At 61.7% G+C, this 18,327-nt stretch carries 15 protein-coding genes and 1 other RNA gene; 2 read left to right on the top strand and 14 right to left on the bottom strand.

The window, feature by feature from the left end:
- Nucleotides 1–52: 52 nt before the first annotated feature.
- The 7 genes from IFT80_RS02820 to rfbB form a co-directional block, all read right to left on the bottom strand.
- Nucleotides 53–1,774 carry a class I SAM-dependent methyltransferase gene (locus tag IFT80_RS02820; protein ID WP_192136700.1) on the bottom strand — a complete coding sequence of 574 codons (1,722 nt, stop codon included), beginning with the start codon at nucleotides 1,772–1,774 and terminating at the stop codon, nucleotides 53–55.
- The gene (locus IFT80_RS02815; protein ID WP_192057214.1) at nucleotides 1,774–2,988 is read right to left on the bottom strand and encodes an ABC transporter ATP-binding protein; all 1,215 of its coding nucleotides are present in this window, start codon (nucleotides 2,986–2,988) and stop codon (nucleotides 1,774–1,776) included. The genes IFT80_RS02820 and IFT80_RS02815 overlap by 1 nt, the downstream gene beginning before the upstream one ends.
- Nucleotides 2,985–3,779, bottom strand: a complete 795-nt coding sequence (locus IFT80_RS02810) for an ABC transporter permease (protein ID WP_192057215.1) — start codon at nucleotides 3,777–3,779, stop codon at nucleotides 2,985–2,987. The genes IFT80_RS02815 and IFT80_RS02810 overlap by 4 nt, the downstream gene beginning before the upstream one ends.
- 2 nt (nucleotides 3,780–3,781) lie before the next feature.
- Nucleotides 3,782–5,143 (bottom strand): phosphomannomutase, encoded by a 1,362-nt coding sequence (locus tag IFT80_RS02805; RefSeq protein WP_192136699.1) that lies wholly within the window; start codon nucleotides 5,141–5,143, stop codon nucleotides 3,782–3,784.
- A gap of 141 nt (nucleotides 5,144–5,284) precedes the next feature.
- Nucleotides 5,285–6,730 carry a mannose-1-phosphate guanylyltransferase/mannose-6-phosphate isomerase gene (locus IFT80_RS02800; protein ID WP_122478398.1) on the bottom strand — a complete coding sequence of 482 codons (1,446 nt, stop codon included), beginning with the start codon at nucleotides 6,728–6,730 and terminating at the stop codon, nucleotides 5,285–5,287.
- A gap of 256 nt (nucleotides 6,731–6,986) precedes the next feature.
- Nucleotides 6,987–7,886, bottom strand: coding sequence for a dTDP-4-dehydrorhamnose reductase (gene rfbD, locus IFT80_RS02795; protein WP_122478400.1), 900 nt, complete (start codon nucleotides 7,884–7,886; stop codon nucleotides 6,987–6,989).
- A complete protein-coding gene (rfbB, locus tag IFT80_RS02790; protein WP_122714224.1) occupies nucleotides 7,883–8,953 on the bottom strand; it encodes a dTDP-glucose 4,6-dehydratase in 1,071 nt (356 codons plus the stop codon). The genes rfbD and rfbB overlap by 4 nt, the downstream gene beginning before the upstream one ends.
- Before the next feature lie 372 nt (nucleotides 8,954–9,325).
- Between rfbB and IFT80_RS02785 the strand changes: the two genes are divergently transcribed.
- A complete protein-coding gene (locus IFT80_RS02785) occupies nucleotides 9,326–9,655 on the top strand; it encodes a YceK/YidQ family lipoprotein (RefSeq protein WP_192056177.1) in 330 nt (109 codons plus the stop codon).
- A gap of 18 nt (nucleotides 9,656–9,673) precedes the next feature.
- Here IFT80_RS02785 and IFT80_RS02780 read toward each other — a convergent pair whose 3' ends face one another.
- The 6 genes from IFT80_RS02780 to ffs all read right to left on the bottom strand — a co-directional run bounded on the left by IFT80_RS02780 (nucleotide 9,674) and on the right by ffs (nucleotide 16,101).
- Nucleotides 9,674–10,552 carry a PhzF family phenazine biosynthesis protein gene (locus tag IFT80_RS02780; protein ID WP_192136698.1) on the bottom strand — a complete coding sequence of 293 codons (879 nt, stop codon included), beginning with the start codon at nucleotides 10,550–10,552 and terminating at the stop codon, nucleotides 9,674–9,676.
- Between the two features lie 274 nt (nucleotides 10,553–10,826).
- On the bottom strand, nucleotides 10,827–11,429 hold the full coding sequence (gene recR / locus IFT80_RS02775) for a recombination mediator RecR (RefSeq protein ID WP_192047245.1): 603 nt from the start codon (nucleotides 11,427–11,429) through the stop codon (nucleotides 10,827–10,829).
- A 65-nt stretch (nucleotides 11,430–11,494) separates the two neighbouring features.
- Nucleotides 11,495–12,529, bottom strand: coding sequence for an NADP-dependent oxidoreductase (locus IFT80_RS02770; RefSeq protein ID WP_122800126.1), 1,035 nt, complete (start codon nucleotides 12,527–12,529; stop codon nucleotides 11,495–11,497).
- A gap of 527 nt (nucleotides 12,530–13,056) precedes the next feature.
- Nucleotides 13,057–13,383, bottom strand: a complete 327-nt coding sequence (locus IFT80_RS02765; RefSeq protein WP_122478410.1) for a YbaB/EbfC family nucleoid-associated protein — start codon at nucleotides 13,381–13,383, stop codon at nucleotides 13,057–13,059.
- Nucleotides 13,384–13,458: 75 nt separating this feature from the next.
- Nucleotides 13,459–15,801, bottom strand: coding sequence for a DNA polymerase III subunit gamma/tau (gene dnaX / locus IFT80_RS02760; protein ID WP_192136697.1), 2,343 nt, complete (start codon nucleotides 15,799–15,801; stop codon nucleotides 13,459–13,461).
- A 203-nt stretch (nucleotides 15,802–16,004) separates the two neighbouring features.
- Nucleotides 16,005–16,101: signal recognition particle sRNA small type (ffs, locus tag IFT80_RS02755), an RNA gene on the bottom strand.
- A gap of 225 nt (nucleotides 16,102–16,326) precedes the next feature.
- Between ffs and IFT80_RS02750 the strand changes: the two genes are divergently transcribed.
- Nucleotides 16,327–16,809: a GNAT family N-acetyltransferase gene (locus IFT80_RS02750; protein WP_192136696.1), complete on the top strand. Its 483-nt coding sequence runs from the start codon at nucleotides 16,327–16,329 to the stop codon at nucleotides 16,807–16,809.
- 170 nt (nucleotides 16,810–16,979) lie between these two features.
- Here IFT80_RS02750 and IFT80_RS02745 read toward each other — a convergent pair whose 3' ends face one another.
- Nucleotides 16,980–18,146: a zinc-binding metallopeptidase family protein gene (locus tag IFT80_RS02745; protein ID WP_122478416.1), complete on the bottom strand. Its 1,167-nt coding sequence runs from the start codon at nucleotides 18,144–18,146 to the stop codon at nucleotides 16,980–16,982.
- Nucleotides 18,147–18,327 lie beyond the last annotated feature (181 nt).

Below are 18,327 nucleotides of genomic sequence, written 5' to 3'. Positions count from 1 at the left end.
TCGGAGGTAGCGCAATGAACCTGAGCGCCCTGCATGTCTATAACAATCCGCATTAGCCCCGGTCCTTTTGATCAATAGCTTTTTTCAGGTCGTGATAAATCTGACGTGCTTCGACCGACAGGCCCTCCAGGTGCGCAGGCACTGAACTGTCCGAAGGAAGACTGGACGCCAGCGCGGCATCGGGCATCATTCCATGGTTGTGCACGACGCTCTTGAGTGCCATGTACAGGCGCGGAGAACGTTTGAGGGCGGTGTTGAGCCGCTGATGCAGCATCGGGCGGCCCAGCACGAACTGGACAGCCGCGCCCAAGACCTTGCGACCAGAGCCGCGCACGATCCCCACCGCTGCACCGGGGGCGGTGCGGACCGTATGGACCGACCAACGGGCCGGACTGGTAACGCGCCAGAAGGTACTGCTCTGCATCTCCTGTAGTTGCTGCTCGTAGGCCACGGCGCGCAGATACCAATGATGGGCATGCCCCAGCGAAGCGTTGAGTTCGCTGCGAACCTGCTCCAGTTCCTGCACCGCGTTACTGTGGTGCTCGTGGGCTTGCGCCAGGCTGTTCTGCAAGTGGAAGCAACGCTGTTGCAGCTCGATCACGCTTTCGCTGAACCGATGCTGGTGCGCCTCCACTCCCTGGCTGAATCTTTGCTCCTGCGCGAAGGACGCTTCGATGATGCGCTGTTCCTGTGCCCCTAGCGCATCAGTGAAGCGTTGCTCCTGAGCAATGACCAGATCCTGGAAGCGTTGTTCCTGCGCCAGTAAGGCTTCGGTGAAACGTTCTTCCTGGGCCAGCACCGCACCCGCGAAGCGTGCTTCCTGGGCCTGGGCTTCCTGACTGAAGCGGTCTTCGTGAACTTCGGCCGAATGCTGAAAATTCTCGTGCAGCAGCTTCAATTGCTCCGCATGGTGGGCATGGATACGCTCAATCGCGTCCTGCAGACCTGGATAGCTAACATACTGCTCGCCGGGGTCCTGGCCGGGATTTTCCGCCAGCTTGGTTTCCATCGCGCTCAAGCGCTGCTCGATCCCGTGGTCGTAACGCATTGCCAACTCGTGCAGCGCGACGCCATAGGCAATGTCGAACGCAGAAGCAAAGGTCTCGAGTTGTTCGGCAGCAGCTGGCTTTTGCGCAACTACAGCGTAGTCCGGGCTAGTGCCCGAAATCACGTCCCACACCCCGATCTTCTGGTCCTCGGCGCGCAGTTCGGAGCGCTCTTGAAGGCGGACGATTTTGGCGCGGGCAAACCCCGAATGCTCGGCCAGAAACGACAATAGCAAACCCGGCAGTGGCCGTTCGTGGGTCGGGTCAAGATAGAACGTATTGGTCCCCACGACGAGACTTTCGGCATTCGGCGTTTCAAGGATCAGCAGCCCGGCCGGGCGTAATACGCGCTGAGCTTCGGCGACCACTTCCTGAAGAACGGGAAAAGGAATGTGTTCGGCAATGTGAAAGCCCGTCACGGCCACCAGGCTGTTGTCCGGCAGTTCTTTGAGCGCGGCAAGGGCATCTGCGTTACGCGCAGGCAAACCCAACGCCTGGCAGGCCTGCAGCATCCCCTCATCCAGGTCTACACCCATGGGCGCGTAACCTTCACGCTGAAGCAACTCTAGCCATTCGCCTCGACCGCAGCCTAGATCCAGTATCGGATAATCTTGATAAAGGTCTTTGAGCGGGTCGAGAAATGGCAAATAGACTCGCAGTCGCTCGGTGATCAAATCCCGAGATCCGCGATAGCGATCTTCGAAAGCGCGATAGAAACTGTCGTCCATCACTTGCACTCCACAGTCGGAGGTATCCAGGCCAAGCCGACGAAGCTGCCTTTGGACATGTTGACTACGTTGAACAGCAGCGCTAGATCGCGCCATTCGTAATTGTCGGCGATATGACTATCGGTGGCGTGCAGTGCGACGGCCACGGAATACGAACCCACACCCAACATGGCCGGGAAGCGAAATTCATATGTCAAGACTTCGCCTTCCTGCAGGTCGGTTCGCACGCACTTGAGATGGTGAGTGTTGGTGCCGAAGACATCCTGGCCCAAGCGATCCTTGATCACATAGCCAACAACCAACTCTGGCAGTTCAACGTTGATCTTGACCTTGATGGTCAGGCACACGTCCTCGCCCACCGCTATGTACTCGACCGGCGCACCTTCGGTGTTGTAGAGCGTCACGCTGTCGATGGACGCCTTGCCACTGCCAGATTTGGTCTGGCGACCGCCATCGGCCAGCGTGTTCACTTCGACCACCGAGTTTTCTTTCTGGGCGATGATCGCGTTGTAGTAGTCCATGACTTCTTCAGGCGGGCCATCCTTGATGATGGTGCCGCCATCCAGCAGGATCGCACGACTGCACAGCGCCTGAATCGAGCCCCTGTCGTGGGATACGATCAGCAAGGTAGTACCCGCTTTCTGGTACTCCTTGATGCGCCCGAAGCTTTTGTGCTGGAAGTAACTGTCACCAACGGAAAGGGCCTCGTCGATGATCAGAATTTCCGGGCGGAATGCAGTCGCTACCGAAAACGCCACACGCATCTGCATGCCGCTGGAATATGTCCGTACCGCGTGATCGAAGTACTCGCCGATTTCGGCGAAAGCCTCGATGTCATCGATCGCGCCATTGATCTGGCTGGCATTGAACCCCATCAGGCCTGCGGCGTGATAGACGTTCTGCCGCCCTGTCAATTCAGGGTTGAAGCCCATCCCCAGCTCCAGAATGGCAGCAATGCGGCCATTCACCTGGACCGTTCCCTCACTGGGCTGCAGAGTGCCAGTGATCATTTTCAGCAATGTGGACTTGCCTGCGCCGTTCTGGCCCACTAGGCCAATGGCTTCGCCAGCGCCCAGTTCGAAGCTGATGTGCTTGAGGACCCAATGCTCTTCGGTGGGTTTCACAGGAAGGTAGAACCAGCGCGCCATGCGCTGCCATTCCGAGCGATAGGTGCGATACGCCTTGCCCAGATTGGTGACGGCTAGAAGTGTCATAGCGAATCCACCATTTCTGCCGATGCGCGACGGAACAGGAACAAGCCCACCAACATCAAGCCTGAAGCGATCAAGACGGTGATGCCAATTTGTTGGATGTCAGGCGGCACTTTGTAGACCAGTACATTGTGGTAGGCGGCAACGATGGGATACATCGGGTTGGCGTCCAGCGTGCCACGCAGGTACTCCGGCACGATGTTTATCGAATAGACGATCGGGGTGAACCAGAACCACACCTGCAGAATGATCGGCATGACCTGACCGATGTCGCGGACGAATACGTTCAGTACGCCCAATATCAGGCCAATGCCGACGGCCAAGGCAACGACTGTCAGCGTCAGAGGGATCAACCAGAACATCTGCATGTTCGGCGCATGACCCAGCGCGGCGAAGATGATCAACACAGCAGCGAACAGCAGCAGATTATTGAGGATGGCAGAGCCAACAACGATGATCGGCAACGCAATGCGCGGAAAGCGCATCTTCTTCATCAGGTTGCCCTGCTCGATGAACACCGTCAGGCAGCGCCCGACGATTTCCGCGAACAGGTTCCAGGCCAGGATGCCGGCAATCAGGTACAGCGCGTAGGCGTACTTGTTGTCGATGCCCGGCAAGCGGGCGCCGAGCACGTTGGACAGGATGAGCGCGTAGATGGCGACCTGGGCCAGCGGATGAATGATCATCCAGAGGCCACCCAGTTTGCTGCGCGCAAAGCGCGCAACGAACTCGTTCTTGATGGAAGTTACAATGAAGCCTCTGTAGTCCCAGATGCCTCTCAACATGCCAAACATAATTATCCTTTGATCAAACGCTCAATCTCAGCAACACGCTGAGCCACCAATTCTTCGCTGCCGCGGCTTTCCACGTTCAGGCGCAGCAGTGGCTCGGTGTTCGAACCTCGCAGGCTGAAGCGCCAGTCGGCGAACTCGACGCTGATGCCGTCGGTGCGGTCGACGTTGGGGTTCTGTGCGGTGTAGAACGCGAGGATCTTCTCGATCGAGCCTTTGACGTCGGCGACTTCGTAGTTGATCTCGCCGCTGCACGGGAACGCCTGGATGCGTTCGTCCACCAATTGGGCCAGGGTCTTGCCGGTGACGCTCATCAGCTCGGCGACCAGCAGCCACGGGATATTGCCGCTGTCGCAGTAGGCGAAGTCGCGGAAATAGTGGTGGGCGCTCATCTCGCCGCCGTAGACGGCGTCTTCGGCACGCATGCGCTCCTTGATGAAGGCGTGGCCGGTCTTGCTCTGGATGGCGACGCCACCGGCGGCTTCGACCTGTTCGATGGTGTTCCAGGTCAGGCGCGGGTCGTGGATGATCTTGCTGCCGGGGTGCTTCTTCAGCAGCATTTCAGCCAGCAGGCCGACCAGGTAGTAGCCCTCGATGAAGCGGCCCTTGTCGTCGAAGAAGAAGCAGCGATCGAAGTCGCCGTCCCAGGCGATACCCATGTCGGCGCCGTTTTCCAGCAAGGCCTTGCGGGTCAGCTCGCGGTTTTCCGGCAGCAGCGGGTTGGGCACGCCGTTGGGGAAGTTGCCGTCTGGTTCGCCGTTGATGACGATCAGTTCCAGTGGCAGCTTGGCCTTGAGCAGTTCGATGGTCGGGCCGACGGCGCCGTTGCCGGGGTCGGCCAGCACCTTGAGGGGCTTGAGCGACTTGACGTCGATGTAGGTGAGCAGGTGCTCGATGTAGGCGCTCTTGTCGAACACTTCGCGCACGTGGCCAGCGGTGGCGGCCTTGTCGTCGAAGTTGCCGGCTTCAACGCGGGCACGAATGGCGTCGAGGCCGGTGTCGCCGCTGATCGGCTTGGAATGCTCGCGCACCAGCTTCATGCCGTTGTAACCCTTGGGGTTATGGCTGGCGGTGATCATGATGCCGCCATCGGCCTTGAGGTGGCTGGTGGCGAAGTAGACTTCTTCGGTGCCGCACAGGCCCAGGTCGAGCACGTCGGCGCCGGCCTCGGTCAGGCCCTTGATGAGGGCGGCGGCCAGGCCTGGGCTTTCCAGGCGCATGTCGCGCCCGACGACATAGGCTTTGCCGTGCAGTTCGGACACCAGCGCGCGACCGATACGGTAGGCGATGTCGTCATTGAGGTCGGCAGGGACTTGGCCACGAATGTCGTAGGCCTTGAAGCAACGGGTCTGGAGAGGGGGATACATGGCAATCGCTCGCTCTATGTGGCCGACGCGCGATGAGCGCGGACGTCGTTAGATTGGACGTTCGCTGACGAACGACCAGCGCAGTTCGGCCCCTGCGCATGCATTGGAGGCACGCGCAGAGGCCGAAGCGGGGTTTATCGGTCAGGCCTTGTCAACGCGGCCGTAGACGTCTTCGAAACGGACGATGTCGTCCTCGCCGAGGTAGTCGCCGCTTTGCACTTCGATCAGCACCAGGTCGATCACGCCCGGGTTCTTCAGGCGATGCTGGTGGCCGGCACGAATGAAGGTCGACTCGTTGGTGTTGAGCATCAGCTCGCGGTCGTCGTTGACGACCACGGCCATGCCGCTGACGACGATCCAGTGTTCGCTGCGGTGATGGTGCATCTGCAGCGACAGCGACGCCTGGGGCTTGACCACGATGCGCTTGATCTTGAAGCGCTCACCCTCTTCCAGGGTGGTGTAGGTGCCCCACGGACGGTGCACGGTGCGGTGCAGCTTGTGCAGGTGGTGGCCGCTGGCCTTGAGCTGGCCGACGATGTGCTTGACGTCCTGGCCGTGATCCTTGTGGCTGATCATCAAGGCATCCGGGGTGTCGATGACCAGCAGGTCTTCGACGCCGACCAGTGCGGTCAGGCGGTCTTCGCTGTGGACGAAGTTGTTGCGGGCATTGTGCGAGAGCACTTCGCCTTCGAAACGGTTGCCGTTTTCGTCGGCGCCGGTCAGTTCACTGACGGCGTTCCACGAACCGATGTCGCTCCAGCCGATGTCGCACGGCACCGTGGCGACTTTGTCCGAGCGCTCCATCAGGGCGTAGTCGACCGAAATATCCGGGACCTGGGCGAACGCGTCGGCGTCCAGTGCCAGGCAGCGGTAGTTCGGTGCTTCGGTCAGGCGCGAGGCTTCCTTGACGGCAACGGCGGCGGCAAGAACGTCCGGCGCGTGTTTCTTCAGCTCTTCGAGGACGCTGCGGACCTGGAAGCAGAACATGCCCGAGTTCCAGAAATAGTTGCCGGCGGCAACGTAGCCCTTGGCGGTTTCCAGGTCTGGCTTCTCGACGAAGCGGGCGACTTTCAAGGTACCTTCCAGGCCGGTGCCGACGCCGGCCTCGATGTAGCCAAAGCCGGTTTCAGGGTACTGCGGCTGAATTCCGAACGTGACCAGCCAGCCTTCGGCCGACAGCTTGACGGCTTTGGCGACGGCGGCGGAGAACGCGGCTTCGTTCTGGATCAGGTGGTCGGCCGCCAGCACCAGCATGTGGGCGTCGGGACCGTGGGAGTCATTGAGCTGCAGCGCGGCCATGGCGACGGCGGCGGCGGTGTTGCGGCCGAACGGCTCGAGGATGAAGCCCTGGGCGTGGCCGGTCTTGTTGACGGTGCGGTATTCGTCTTCGGTCTTGAACAGCAGTTCGCGGTTGGTGACGGTCAGCACTTCGGATACGCCTTCGAGCTTGGAGGCGCGCAGGAAGGTCTTCTGGATCAGGTTCTGGCCGTCAGGCAGTGCCATGAATGGCTTGGGATGGGCCTCGCGCGAAACGGGCCACAACCGGCTGCCAACGCCGCCGGAAAGAATAACGGGGATCAGGTTCATGCGTATTGGATCCTTTGTTTGCCGGTGTAGCGGCACTGTGAAAATCGATCTGTAGACCAGCTGTACATGGGGTGGAAACCACCGCTGCGCATCGAAGATCTGGCGGCTCCCTGCGCCGCAGACAACATATACGTCAAACCCTGAAGCCGCTCGCTGCTGATGAGTCAAGGAAGTGGCGGCTAGAATATCAGGAAACCCGGGGCCAAGCGCAAATCGTTCGCGCTTGGACACCCGGCCTGGCCCAGTAGTTCAGCGATCATTGCTTGGTGCTGATCTCGGCCAGCATTCGCTTCACACCCACTTCCCAATGCGGCAGCGTCAGGCCGAAACGCTCGGTCAGCTTGGTGGTGTCAAGGCGCGAATTCAGCGGGCGCAAGGCGGGTGTCGGGTAGGCACTGGTGGGAATGGCCTCGACCGTTTCCACGGCCAGCTTGGTGCCTTGGCGGCGGGCGTTTTCGATGACCAGCTTGGCAAAGGCGTGCCAGGACGTTTCGCCCGTGGCGGCGAGGTGGTAGGTGCCGGCCAGGTCAGGGTTCGCCACGGCCATGGGAATGGCATGAGCGACGACGTCGGCCAGCAGCTCGGCGCCGGTGGGTGCGCCGATCTGATCGCTGATGACGCTCAGGCTCTTGCGGTCCTTGGCCAGGCGCAGCATGGTCTTGGCAAAATTGTTGCCACGGGCTGCGTAGACCCAGCTGGTGCGGAAAATCAGATGCTTGCAGCCGGACTTGCGAATGGCTTCTTCGCCGGCCAGCTTGCTCGCGCCGTAGTAGTTGACGGGGACAGTGGTGTCGCTCTCCTGCCAGGGCTTTTCGCCCGTGCCGTCGAACACGTAGTCGGTGGAGTAATGCACCAGCCAGGCGTCCAGATCGAGCGCTTCACGGGCGAGCACGGCGCTGGCCCGGTGATTGATCAGGTCGGCGGTGTCCTTTTCGCTCTCGGCCTTGTCCACGGCGGTATAGGCGGCAGCGTTGACGATAACGTTCGGCGCGATGCGCCGCACCGTTTCGGCCAGCCCTTGAAGCGATGCCAGGTCTCCGCAGAGACCGGCTTCATCGATGTTCCTGCCCAGTGCGACTACCTTGCCCAGCGGCGCCAAGGCACGCTGCAGCTCCCAACCCACCTGACCGTTCTTGCCCAGGAGCAATATTTTCACAGTTCACGCCCTTGATAATTCGTATCGATCCATTGCTGGTAGGCGCCGCTCTTCACGCGGTTGACCCATTCGGGATTATCCAGATACCACTGCACGGTCTTGCGAATACCGGACTCGAACGTTTCTACCGGCGTCCAGCCCAGCTCGCGCTGGATCTTGCTGGCGTCGATGGCGTAGCGAACGTCATGGCCGGGGCGATCTTGTACGTGGGTGATCAAATGCGCATGAGGACGATGGGGTGACTGCGGGCAGAGCTCGTCGAGCAAGGCGCAGACCGTGTGCACGACTTCGATGTTCTGTTTCTCGTTGTGGCCGCCGATATTGTAGGTCTCCCCTACCTCACCTTCGGTCACCACTTGATACAGCGCACGTGCATGGTCTTCGACATACAGCCAGTCGCGAATTTGATTACCTTTGCCATAAATGGGCAAAGCCTTGCCTTCCAGGGCATTGAGGATGATCAACGGAATGAGTTTTTCCGGGAAATGGCACGGCCCGTAGTTGTTCGAGCAGTTGGTGATCAACGTCGGCAGCCCGTAGGTGCGCTGCCAGGCGCGGACCAGGTGATCGGAGCTGGCCTTGCTCGCGGAATACGGCGAGCTGGGCTGGTAAGGCGTGGTTTCGGTGAAGAGGTCTTCCGGGCCTTCGAGGTCGCCATACACTTCATCGGTGGAGATGTGGTGGAAGCGGAAGGCGGCCTGAGGCTCGGCGTCGAGTTGCGACCAGTATTGGCGCGCGGCTTCGAGCAAGGTGTAGGTACCGATCACGTTGGTTTCGACGAACGCGGCAGGCCCGGTGATCGAGCGATCGACATGGGATTCGGCAGCCAGGTGCATGACCAGATCCGGCCGGTGCTCGGCGAACACTCGATCCATTTGCGCGCGGTCGCAGATGTCGACGTGCTCGAAGGCGTAGCGCGGCGTGCGCTCGCTGCCCATGAGCGAATCCAGATTACCGGCGTAGGTCAATTTGTCGACATTGACCACGGCGTCGTCGGTATTTGCCAGGATATGGCGAATGACTGCCGAGCCAATGAAGCCTGCACCACCGGTTACGAGGATTTTCACGTTAAACAACACCATCAAGTTAAAAATGAGACGCGCTGGATCGATTCAGGGCGCGTCTGACGCATGCATGATTTTCAAAGGCCCGATGATACCAAACCACCCAAGGCCTGTCCCCACGGCACATACGGGCCGACAGCGAGGTTTGTAACACCGGTTGAACACACTGCCAAAAAAGTTGTTACGAGAGGTAACTGATCTTTCATATCTGGCGTATGGATACCGGGCCTGTTCGATTTGCGAGGCAATGGACAACGTATTTCGCCTTTTCGTAAATGACAGTTCCCTTCATCTGACGAAAGGCGCAACACGGCCCTGGCGAAACCAGCTGATGGAAACGGTTATAGTGCCGATCTCACACAAGGAGTGGCCGGAATGAAAGCGTTGATAGGCGTGGTTGTCGCGGGACTGCTGACGGGTTGCGGCACGATCAATACGGTGTTTCGCGATGATGTGGTGACCAGCGACAACTTGAAGGAAGCCGAGTCGTTCTGCGGTGCTGTGCCTCGGGTGTACAGCGGCGTGGTCTATGACTTCTGCCTGCTGCATGGCCAGGCGCCCAAGCCCGGCCACTCGCGCAGCGGACCGCAGATGAGTTTCGTCGCGCTGGACATCGGCGTCTCGGCAATCCTCGACACGCTGATGCTGCCCTATACGCTGTATCGGCAACACAACGATGGCGGCATCGAGGTGGTGGGTCGCTGACCGCTGCCCTGGGGAAGCCTAGGGATTGAGGAAGCCGTCGAGGCAGGTGACAGAGGCACCGGTGACCTTGATCGACTGGTCGGTGATCGACAGCTGCATCTTGCCAGCGCGACCCAACGCAGCGCCCTGGGCGACTCGCAGCTGGGAGCCCAGCGAGGCGGTCTGCCCGGTGGCACGGATGAACGCGGCGACCGCCCCGCCGCCGCTGCCGCAGGCTGCATCTTCTGTGATGCCGCAGGTGGGCGCGAAGGTGCGGACTTCAATGTGCTCGTTGCTGCCCTCGGGGTGCGGGCCGAAAATCACCACGCCGGTGGTGCTGGTGCGGTGGTCGTTGATGGCCATGCGCGCCAGGTCAGGGATGACCGCCAGCACGGTTTGTGCGTCCCGCAGTTGCACCACCAGCCAGCATGGGCCAACGGTCACGAAGCACGGCCTGCGGTCGCGCACCACGCTTACCCCCAGCACGGCCTGCAGCTCGCGATGATCGCTGTCGTTAACTGGCTGGATCGTTGCGGGCGGCAATTCGAAGGTGATCAGCTGCGAGCCATCGAGCTGGCGGACCACATCAAGGTCGATCAGACCCAATGCACACTCCTGCACCAGACGGCCGTTGCGCGGCTCGATCAGGCCGGCTTCCATCAGGGCGTGGGCGCTGCCGAGGGTGGCGTGGCCGGCGAAGGGTAGCTCGGAGTTCGGGGTAAAGATGCGTACGCGGTAGTCCGCTTCAGGGCGAGTGGCGGGCAGCACGAAGGTGGTTTCGGAGAGGTTGTTCCAGTGGGCGATTTCTTGCATCTGTTCGCGCGTCAGGCTTTCGGCCTGCAGGATGACCGCCAGCGGATTGCCCTTGAAGCGCTGGGTGGTGAAGACATCGACTTGCTTGAACGCTAGACGGTGCATGGTCGGCCCTGGAAATGGAGGTGTGGAGACGTAGCACAGGTTCGCATGTTTTCTGTAGCAGCGGCGCGAGCCGCGTCCGGCAGCACCGTGATTCTTCCGACCTACCGCGTGTACCGCCGACGCGGCTTGCGCCGCTGCTACAGGGGTGTGTGGCGCAGGTTCGCATGTTTTCTGTAGCAGCGGCGCGAGCCGCGTCCGGCAGCACCGTGATTCTTCCGACCTACCGCGTGTGCCGCCGACGCGGCTTGCGCCGCGGCTACAGGGGGTGGGTTGGTTAGAGGGTGATGGGTCTGCGGCCGGCGAAGGAATGGGCCAAGGTACCGCCGTCGACCAGTTCCAACTCGCCACCCAAGGGCACACCGTGGGCAATGCGTGAAGCTACCAGGCCTTTCTTCGCCAACAGCTGGGCGATGTAATGGGCAGTGGCTTCGCCTTCGACGGTCGGGTTGGTGGCCAGTATGACTTCGACGAAGGAGCCCTGCTCGTCTATACGGGTCATCAATTGCGGAATTCCGATCGCCTCTGGACCCAGGCCATCGAGGGGCGACAAGTGCCCTTTGAGCACAAAATAGCGCCCACGATAGCCGGTCTGTTCAACAGCATAGACGTCCATCGGCCCTTCTACCACGCACAGCAGCGTATCGTCGCGACGTGGATCACCGCATTGCGGGCAAAGTTCTTCTTCGGTGAGGGTGCGGCACTGGCGGCAATGGCCTACGCCTTCCATGGCCTGGCTCAACGCCTGGGCCAGGCGACTGCCGCCGCTGCGGTCGCGTTCGAGCAGCTGCAGGGCCATGCGCTGGGCGGATTTCTGGCCAACGCCGGGCAAGGTGCGCAGGCTGTCGATCAGTTGACGGATCAGTGGGCTGAAGCTCATGGAAGGCGGCCTGACGTAACGACGAGACGCGGTTTATACCCGCGCCTCCGGGTCACGTCAAATGCTCAGGCGTCGGAAACCTTGACCACCAGCTTGCCGAAGTTATGCCCTTGCAGCAGGCCAATGAACGCCTCCGGCGCTCGCTCCAGACCGTCGACCACGTCCTCGCGGAACTTGATCTTGCCGTCACGAACCCACGGCACCATGGCAGAGAAGAATTCTGCATGGCGATCGCCAAAGTCGTCGAACACGATGAAGCCCTGCATGCGGATGCGCTTGGTGAGCAAGGTGCGCGGCAACAGCGCGAAGCGGTCCGGACCTTCTGGCAGGTCGGTGGCGTTGTAGCCGGCGATCAGGCCGCACACCGGAATGCGCGCGCGAGCATTGAGCAACGGCATGACGGCGTCGAAGACTTTGCCGCCAACGTTTTCGAAGTAGATGTCGATGCCCTGGTCGCAGGCTTTGGCCAGGTCGTCGGCGAAGGTTTCGCTTTTGTGGTCGACACAGGCATCGAAGCCCAGCTCTTCAACGACGTAGCGGCATTTTTCCGGCCCGCCGGCAATGCCGACGACTTTGAGGCCTTTGATCTTGCCCACCTGCCCCACTACCGATCCGACTGCGCCGGAGGCAGCTGCGACCACCAGGGTTTCGCCTTCCTTGGGCTGGCCGATGTGGGTCAGGCCCATGTAGGCGGTCATGCCGGGCATGCCCAGAACGCCCAGTGCCATTGACGGGCTGGGGATGCCGGCGGGCAGCGGCGTGAGATTGCTGCCGTCGGAGATGCAGTGGGTCTGCCAGCCGGTCATGCCGACGACCAGGTCACCTTCGCGGAACTTGGGGTGCTTGGAAGTTTCCACGCGGCTGACGGTGCCACCGGTCATGACTTCGTCGATTTCCACCGGTGCGGCGTAGGACGGTGCGTCGCTCATGCGGCCGCGCATGTAGGGGTCCAGGGACAGGTACAGAGTGCGCAGCAGGACTTGGCCGTCTTCGAGATCCGGCAAGGCTTCGCGCTCCAGACGGAAATTCTCCGGCGTCGGCGCCCCGGTCGGACGGGAAGCGAGAACGAAGCGCTGGTTGAGGGTCAGGTCTTGGGACATTGCGGGGTATTCCTTCAGCAAGTGGCTATAGGAAAAGGACAGCATGGGGTGGCGGGATGTTCAACTGGGTGCTTGGCAAACAGCCGGCGGCGTGGCTTTCGCGGCCGATGACCGCTCCTACGGGGGGATTGGATTACGCGCGTATCCTGTAGGAGCGGTCTTTGGCCGCGAAGGGGGCACACGATGTGTCTGGTAGACCGCAGTATAGCTTTCGCGGCCGATGACCGCTCCTACGGGGGGATTGGATTGCGCGCGTATCCTGTAGGAGCGGTCTGTGGCCGCGAAGGGGGCACACCATGTGTCTGGTAGACCGCAGTGTAGCTTTCGCGGCCGATGACCGCTCCTACGGGGGGATTGGATTGCGCGCGTATCCTGTAGGAGCGGTCTGTGGCCGCGAAGGGGGCACACGATGTGTCTGGTAGACCGCGGTGTAGCTTTCGCGGCCGATGACCGCTCCTACGGGGAGGCGCCTCCACTTGGGTCACTCAGATACAAAAATGCCAGGCTGCGGGCCTGGCATTTTTGGGTCAGAACGGCATCTTGAAGCCGGGCGGCAGTTGCATGCCGGAGGTCATGCCGGACATCTTGTCCTTGCTGTTGGCTTCGATCTTGCGCACGGCGTCGTTGACGGCGGCGGCAATCAGATCCTCGAGCACGTCCTTGTCTTCCTGCATCAGGCTGTCGTCCAGGCTCACGCGCTTGACGTCGTGACGACCGGTCATTACCACGCTCACCAGGCCTGCGCCCGATTGGCCGGTCACTTCCGCCTTGGCCAACTCTTCCTGCATCTCGGCCATTTTTTCCTGCATCTGCTGGGCCTGCTTCATCAGGCCGGCCATGCCACCTTTCATCATGGGGTTCACCTCAAAGGTCAATGGGTATGACCGCGCAGTGCCGAAGGCGTCCTGCGCGGGCTTGGGTAGGAGCACTTAACGCGTTGGGCCGGCCACCGCCTCGACTGGTTCAATCGTATCGTCGCGAATGATGGCACCGAACTGTTGCAGCATTTGTTGAACGTACGGGTCTTGTTGAATCGACTGTTCGGCATCGGCCTGGCGATTCGCACGCCAGCGCGCGGCGGCCTGCGCCGGGGTTTCCTGTTCCGGGCGGATCAGCTCGATGGTCAGGTTGAGCGTGCGCTGATGATACTGGTTCAGCGCATCGTTCAGGCGCCGCTGCTGGGTGCTGTTGAACAGTGCGCTGTGCGCCGGGTCCAGGTGCAGCAGCCAGTCGTCGCCCTCCACGGCGATCAAGGTACAGTTGGCGGCGATGCTGCCAGTCATCCCCGAGATCGGCAGTTTCGGAAACAGCTCGAGCCATTGCAAAGCCAGCCCGCTCGCTGGCTGCGCGGCGGGCAGCACTTCGGGCTCGGTTTCGACAGGCGTGTCGTGGACGGTTTCACTGGCCAGCTCGTCGAGGTAGCTGTAGGCGGCGCCGTCGGTTTCCGGAGCGTAGTAATCTTCGTCCAGCGGCGGCTCGTCGTCGCGGTCCATGCCGGCTGGTGTGTAATCGGCGGGCTCGGCATCGTCGGCAGGCGGGACTGGCTGGGTTTCCGGGGCGTCCGGCACGGCACTGGCAGGCGTGGGCGCCGGCATTGGAGTCAATGCGGGCTGCTCGGCGACGACATCCAGGATCGGTTCCTGGGTGGGCGCAGTTGCGGGCGCGACCGGGTCGTTCCAGGGCAGATCGATAACGGGATCAGGGGCTGCCTGGGAATGCGCGGGGGATTCTTCGCGGTCGCTGACCGCTCCTACGGGGGGATTCGAGGGCGCGGGCATCTCGTAGGAGCGGTCCGTGGCCGCGAACGGCGCGACGCGGTCTGCCTGGGTATCCGCAACAGGGCCTTCGCGGCCGCTGACCGCTCCTACGGGGGGATTCGAGGGTGCGGGCATCTCGTAGGAGCGGTCCGTGGCCGCGAAAGGCGCGACGCGGTCTGTCTGGGTATCTGCAGTGGGGCCTTCGCGGCCGGTGACCGCTCCTACGTGGGGATTCGAGGGCGCGGGCATCTCGTAGGAGCGGTCCGTGGCCGCGAACGGCGCGTCGCGGTCTGTCTGGGTATCTGCAGTGGGGCCTTCGCGGCCGCTGACCGCTCCTACGGGGGTTGGAGCTGCCACGGAGTGGGTGGAATCAACTGTGGCCGCGCTGATCCCCACTGTCTTTAGCGGTTGACTGGGCCCATCGCTGCTGCCTGCGGGGCGGAACGCGAGCATGCGCAGCAGCACCATTTCGAAACCGCCACGCAGCTCCGGGGCCAGTGGCAGGTCGCGACGGCCGATCAGGCCCATCTGATAATAGAACTGCACATCTTCGGCCGGCAGCGCCTGCGCCAGCGCCAGCACCCGTTCGCGATCACCCTGGCCATTGTCTACCGCCTCGGGCAGCGCCTGGGCGATGGCCACGCGGTGCAGCACGTTGAGAATTTCAGCCAGCACGCCATTCCAGTCCGGCCCCTGCTCCGCCAGATGGCGCACGGCCTCGAGCACACCGCGGGCGTCACCTTCGAGCAATGCCTCCAACACGCCGTAAACCTGGCCGTGGTCCAGCGTACCCAGCATCGCCCGAACATCGGCTGCCAGCACCTTGCCTTCGCCAAAGGCAATGGCCTGGTCGGTCAGGCTCATGGCGTCGCGCATGGAGCCATCGGCGGCGCGGCCAAGCAACCACAGCGCGTCGTCCTCGAAGGGTACGTTCTCGACACCCAGCACATGGCTCAAGTGCTCGACCACCCGCTCCGGCGTCATGTTCTTCAACGAGAATTGCAGACAGCGCGACAGAATGGTCGCCGGCAACTTCTGCGGATCGGTGGTGGCCAGAATGAATTTGACGTAGGGCGGCGGCTCTTCCAGCGTCTTCAGCAGCGCGTTGAACGAGTGCGTGGACAGCATGTGCACTTCGTCGATCAGGTAAACCTTGAAGCGCCCACGGCTGGGTGCGTACTGCACGTTGTCGAGCAGCTCGCGGGTGTCTTCGACCTTGGTGCGGCTGGCGGCATCGATCTCGATCAGATCGACGAAGCGACCCTCGTCGATCTCGCGGCAGGCCGAGCATTCACCGCACGGCGTTGACGTGATGCCCGTCTCGCAGTTGAGGCACTTGGCGATGATCCGCGCGATGGTGGTCTTGCCCACGCCCCGAGTGCCGGTAAACAGGTAGGCGTGATGCAGCCGCTGGTTGTCCAGCGCATTGATCAATGCCTTGAGCACATGGGTCTGGCCGACCATTTCGCGGAACGAGCGCGGACGCCATTTACGTGCAAGAACCTGATAACTCATCGAAAACCGTCGCGACATGAAAGCGGAAGACCGCCAATGCTAATGGAGCAGGACCGAAATTGCATCCGCGCCCTGCTCTATTGCTGAGTTCGCCTGAAAAAACATCGGCAAGGATCAGCGATGGCGAGTTTTCGCCTGGGTATCGGTTTGGGATGGGTGATGCGATGAATCCGTGCGAAGACGAATTCTGGAAGAGGTGGCAACCCTACCAGCCACACCCCGGCACACAATGTTCCCGCTGTGGCTGCTTCCTTCCGGATCTGACCAGGTTCACGGGTAATCGTTGCGGGGGGACCGGCAGGGTCACCATAACGACACTCGCTTGGTAGCGAGCGGGGGCCATTGTACCGGTCCTGACAGAAGTTACAACCCGTTGCGCGAGATAAAATTTGTAGGGCTGTCAGGGACTTGGCGTGGGCTGCTTCGTACGGTACAGCGTAGGTGCGGATTGCTTGCGCGCAAGACAAGCGACAGCCGTGATGTGAATTGGTAACGTCGCGACATGTCCCCTGCCTGGTGCTTGCGATGAATGTTCTGACGCCCTACCCCGACTTGTCGCCTACACAGCTGCAGCAATTGATGGATATCGAGATTCGCCCGGAGCAGAGGCAGTATTCCGGGGATGTGGACATGGCGCTGTATACCCTGCTGGGCTGCACCGATGGTGAGATCCAAGGTTTCGCGCTGCTGGTGGATGAGGTGCCGAAAGGATTTCTGCTGCTCAAGCATGGACGATTCGTGCCGGAATGGGCGCATCCGCAGGCGGCGACCTTGCATGCATTGCAGGTGGATCGGCGCATGCAGGGACGTGGGCTGGGGCGGGCTTGTCTGCAAGGCCTGCCTGATGCAGCGCGCGGTGCGTGGCCTGGGGTGCAACAGCTGGAGTTGTCGGTGGATGCTGACAATGTGGCGGGCATTGGGTTGTACAAGGCGCTGGGATGGGTGGATCGCGGTGAAGCGTACCGTGGACGGATTGGTTATGAGCGCAGGTTCGTGCTTGCGCTCTAGAGGCAGCAGCTCTCTTTGCAGCAGCGCTACCCCGCCTTCGTGGGAGCGGGCTCTGCCCGCGAAGGCTTATGAATGGGCGGTGCACATTTCGAATAAGGCGGTGAATGTGCAGGCCTCTTCGCGGGCAGAGCCCGCTCCCACAGGGGGGGGGGCGGGCATCGGCCGGTGTGTCACACCTGCAGGACGTCGTCGGCGCGGCCGCCGGCTTCCTGGACGACGACGTGGATGAAGTGCAGCTTGGCGATCACGGCCGGTGGCAGCACGAAGGGGTAGAAGTCGGGCTGGCCCATGGCGCGGGAAAGTTCGTTGAGCATGCCGGCCAGTTCGATCCAGGCGTTGACGAACGCGAGGAATGCAGGGCCGCTGGTGTGATCCGGGTCGTAAAGGGTGGCCAAGGGGAACGGCGTGTAGTCGAGGTCCATTTCCTTGGCGCTCATGCCGAAGCCCAACGCGGTGTCCACCGCGTCCATCATGTGCAGGTAGTGAGCCCAGGTTTCCGCCCAGTCTTCCCATGGGTGCATGGTGGCGTAGGCACTGACGAAGTTCTGTTGCCAATCGGCCGGGGCACCCTGGTCGTAATGGCGCTGCAGCGCGTCGGCGTAGCTTTGGCTTTCATCGCCGAACAGGCGGCGGTAGTCGGCCACCCAGTGAGTGTCGGCGATCAGCCGGTCCCAGTAGTAGTGCCCTACTTCGTGCCGGAAGTGTCCGAGCAGCGTGCGGTACGGTTCGCGCATCTGCACGCGGACCTTTTCCCGGTGGGCGTCGTCGGCTTCCTTGATATCCAGGGTAACCAGGCCATTGGCGTGGCCGGTGGTGGGCGCGTTGCCATTGAGGTCGGTGCCGATGAAGTCGAACGCCAAGCCGGTGGCTTCGTCTTCGGTCTTGGCGATGACCGGCAGGCCGAGGTTGATCAGCTGCGCGATCAGGCGGCGCTTGGCTGTTTCAACCTTGCGCCAGTGTTCGGGGTTTTCCGGAATGCTCAGATCGGGGATGGTCCGGTTCAGGTTGCATGCGGTGCACAGGGCTGCGGGCCCCTTCTCTGCCGGCACCAGCCAGTTGCAGGCTGCGGGGGTATCGAGGTTGGCGCAGCGGCGGAACAGGCCTGCGTCGGGCGCGGCATGCAGGCGCCAGCTGCCTGCTTCGGGGCCGGCGTCGAGCGTGGACAGCACGTTCTTGGCCGGCCAGAAACCGAGCAAGGCATTGCATGCCAGGCACTGGCTGTTGCGGAAGAAGATCGACTGCCCGCAGGTGCATTCCCATACCTTGCTGTGACGGTTTTCCGGTTTGGCGAATGGGGCGGTGATTCGGGTGCTGAGTTGTTCGAAAAAACGATACATGGCGATCTCCGGTGGCCTGCCATGACTAGAGCTTGCCGGCGTGGGAAAGGTTTCATTTGCGGCAGAGGTTGGGCGGAAATGCGGATGGGAGGTTGAAGAACGTCGTGTAGCAGCGGCGCGAGCCGCGTCGACGGTGGCCGCAGTCAGTCTGAATGAACGCGGTAGAACCGGACGCGGCTTG

Origin of the sequence: Pseudomonas sp. CFBP 8771, from assembly GCF_014841695.1 — a bacterium.
Taxonomy (GTDB): Bacteria; Pseudomonadota; Gammaproteobacteria; order Pseudomonadales; family Pseudomonadaceae; genus Aquipseudomonas; species Aquipseudomonas baltica.
Note: the sequence above shows the minus strand (reverse complement) of the source record. Positions and strands in the feature narration are given on the sequence as shown.

What these genes read in the sequence shown, in the direction of transcription:
- IFT80_RS02810 (WP_192057215.1), bottom strand. Translation starts at nt 3,779, where the DNA reads ATGTTTGGCATGTTGAGAGGCATCTGGGACTACAGAGGCTTCATTGTA.
- IFT80_RS02770 (WP_122800126.1), bottom strand. Translation starts at nt 12,529, where the DNA reads ATGTCCCAAGACCTGACCCTCAACCAGCGCTTCGTTCTCGCTTCCCGT.
- IFT80_RS02780 (WP_192136698.1), bottom strand. Translation starts at nt 10,552, where the DNA reads ATGCACCGTCTAGCGTTCAAGCAAGTCGATGTCTTCACCACCCAGCGC.
- IFT80_RS02805 (WP_192136699.1), bottom strand. Translation starts at nt 5,143, where the DNA reads ATGTATCCCCCTCTCCAGACCCGTTGCTTCAAGGCCTACGACATTCGT.
- recR (WP_192047245.1), bottom strand. Translation starts at nt 11,429, where the DNA reads ATGAGCTTCAGCCCACTGATCCGTCAACTGATCGACAGCCTGCGCACC.
- IFT80_RS02745 (WP_122478416.1), bottom strand. Translation starts at nt 18,146, where the DNA reads ATGTATCGTTTTTTCGAACAACTCAGCACCCGAATCACCGCCCCATTC.
- IFT80_RS02820 (WP_192136700.1), bottom strand. Translation starts at nt 1,774, where the DNA reads ATGGACGACAGTTTCTATCGCGCTTTCGAAGATCGCTATCGCGGATCT.
- dnaX (WP_192136697.1), bottom strand. Translation starts at nt 15,801, where the DNA reads ATGAGTTATCAGGTTCTTGCACGTAAATGGCGTCCGCGCTCGTTCCGC.
- IFT80_RS02800 (WP_122478398.1), bottom strand. Translation starts at nt 6,730, where the DNA reads ATGAACCTGATCCCCGTTATTCTTTCCGGCGGCGTTGGCAGCCGGTTG.
- IFT80_RS02765 (WP_122478410.1), bottom strand. Translation starts at nt 13,383, where the DNA reads ATGATGAAAGGTGGCATGGCCGGCCTGATGAAGCAGGCCCAGCAGATG.
- IFT80_RS02785 (WP_192056177.1), top strand. Translation starts at nt 9,326, where the DNA reads ATGAAAGCGTTGATAGGCGTGGTTGTCGCGGGACTGCTGACGGGTTGC.
- IFT80_RS02815 (WP_192057214.1), bottom strand. Translation starts at nt 2,988, where the DNA reads ATGACACTTCTAGCCGTCACCAATCTGGGCAAGGCGTATCGCACCTAT.
- IFT80_RS02750 (WP_192136696.1), top strand. Translation starts at nt 16,327, where the DNA reads ATGAATGTTCTGACGCCCTACCCCGACTTGTCGCCTACACAGCTGCAG.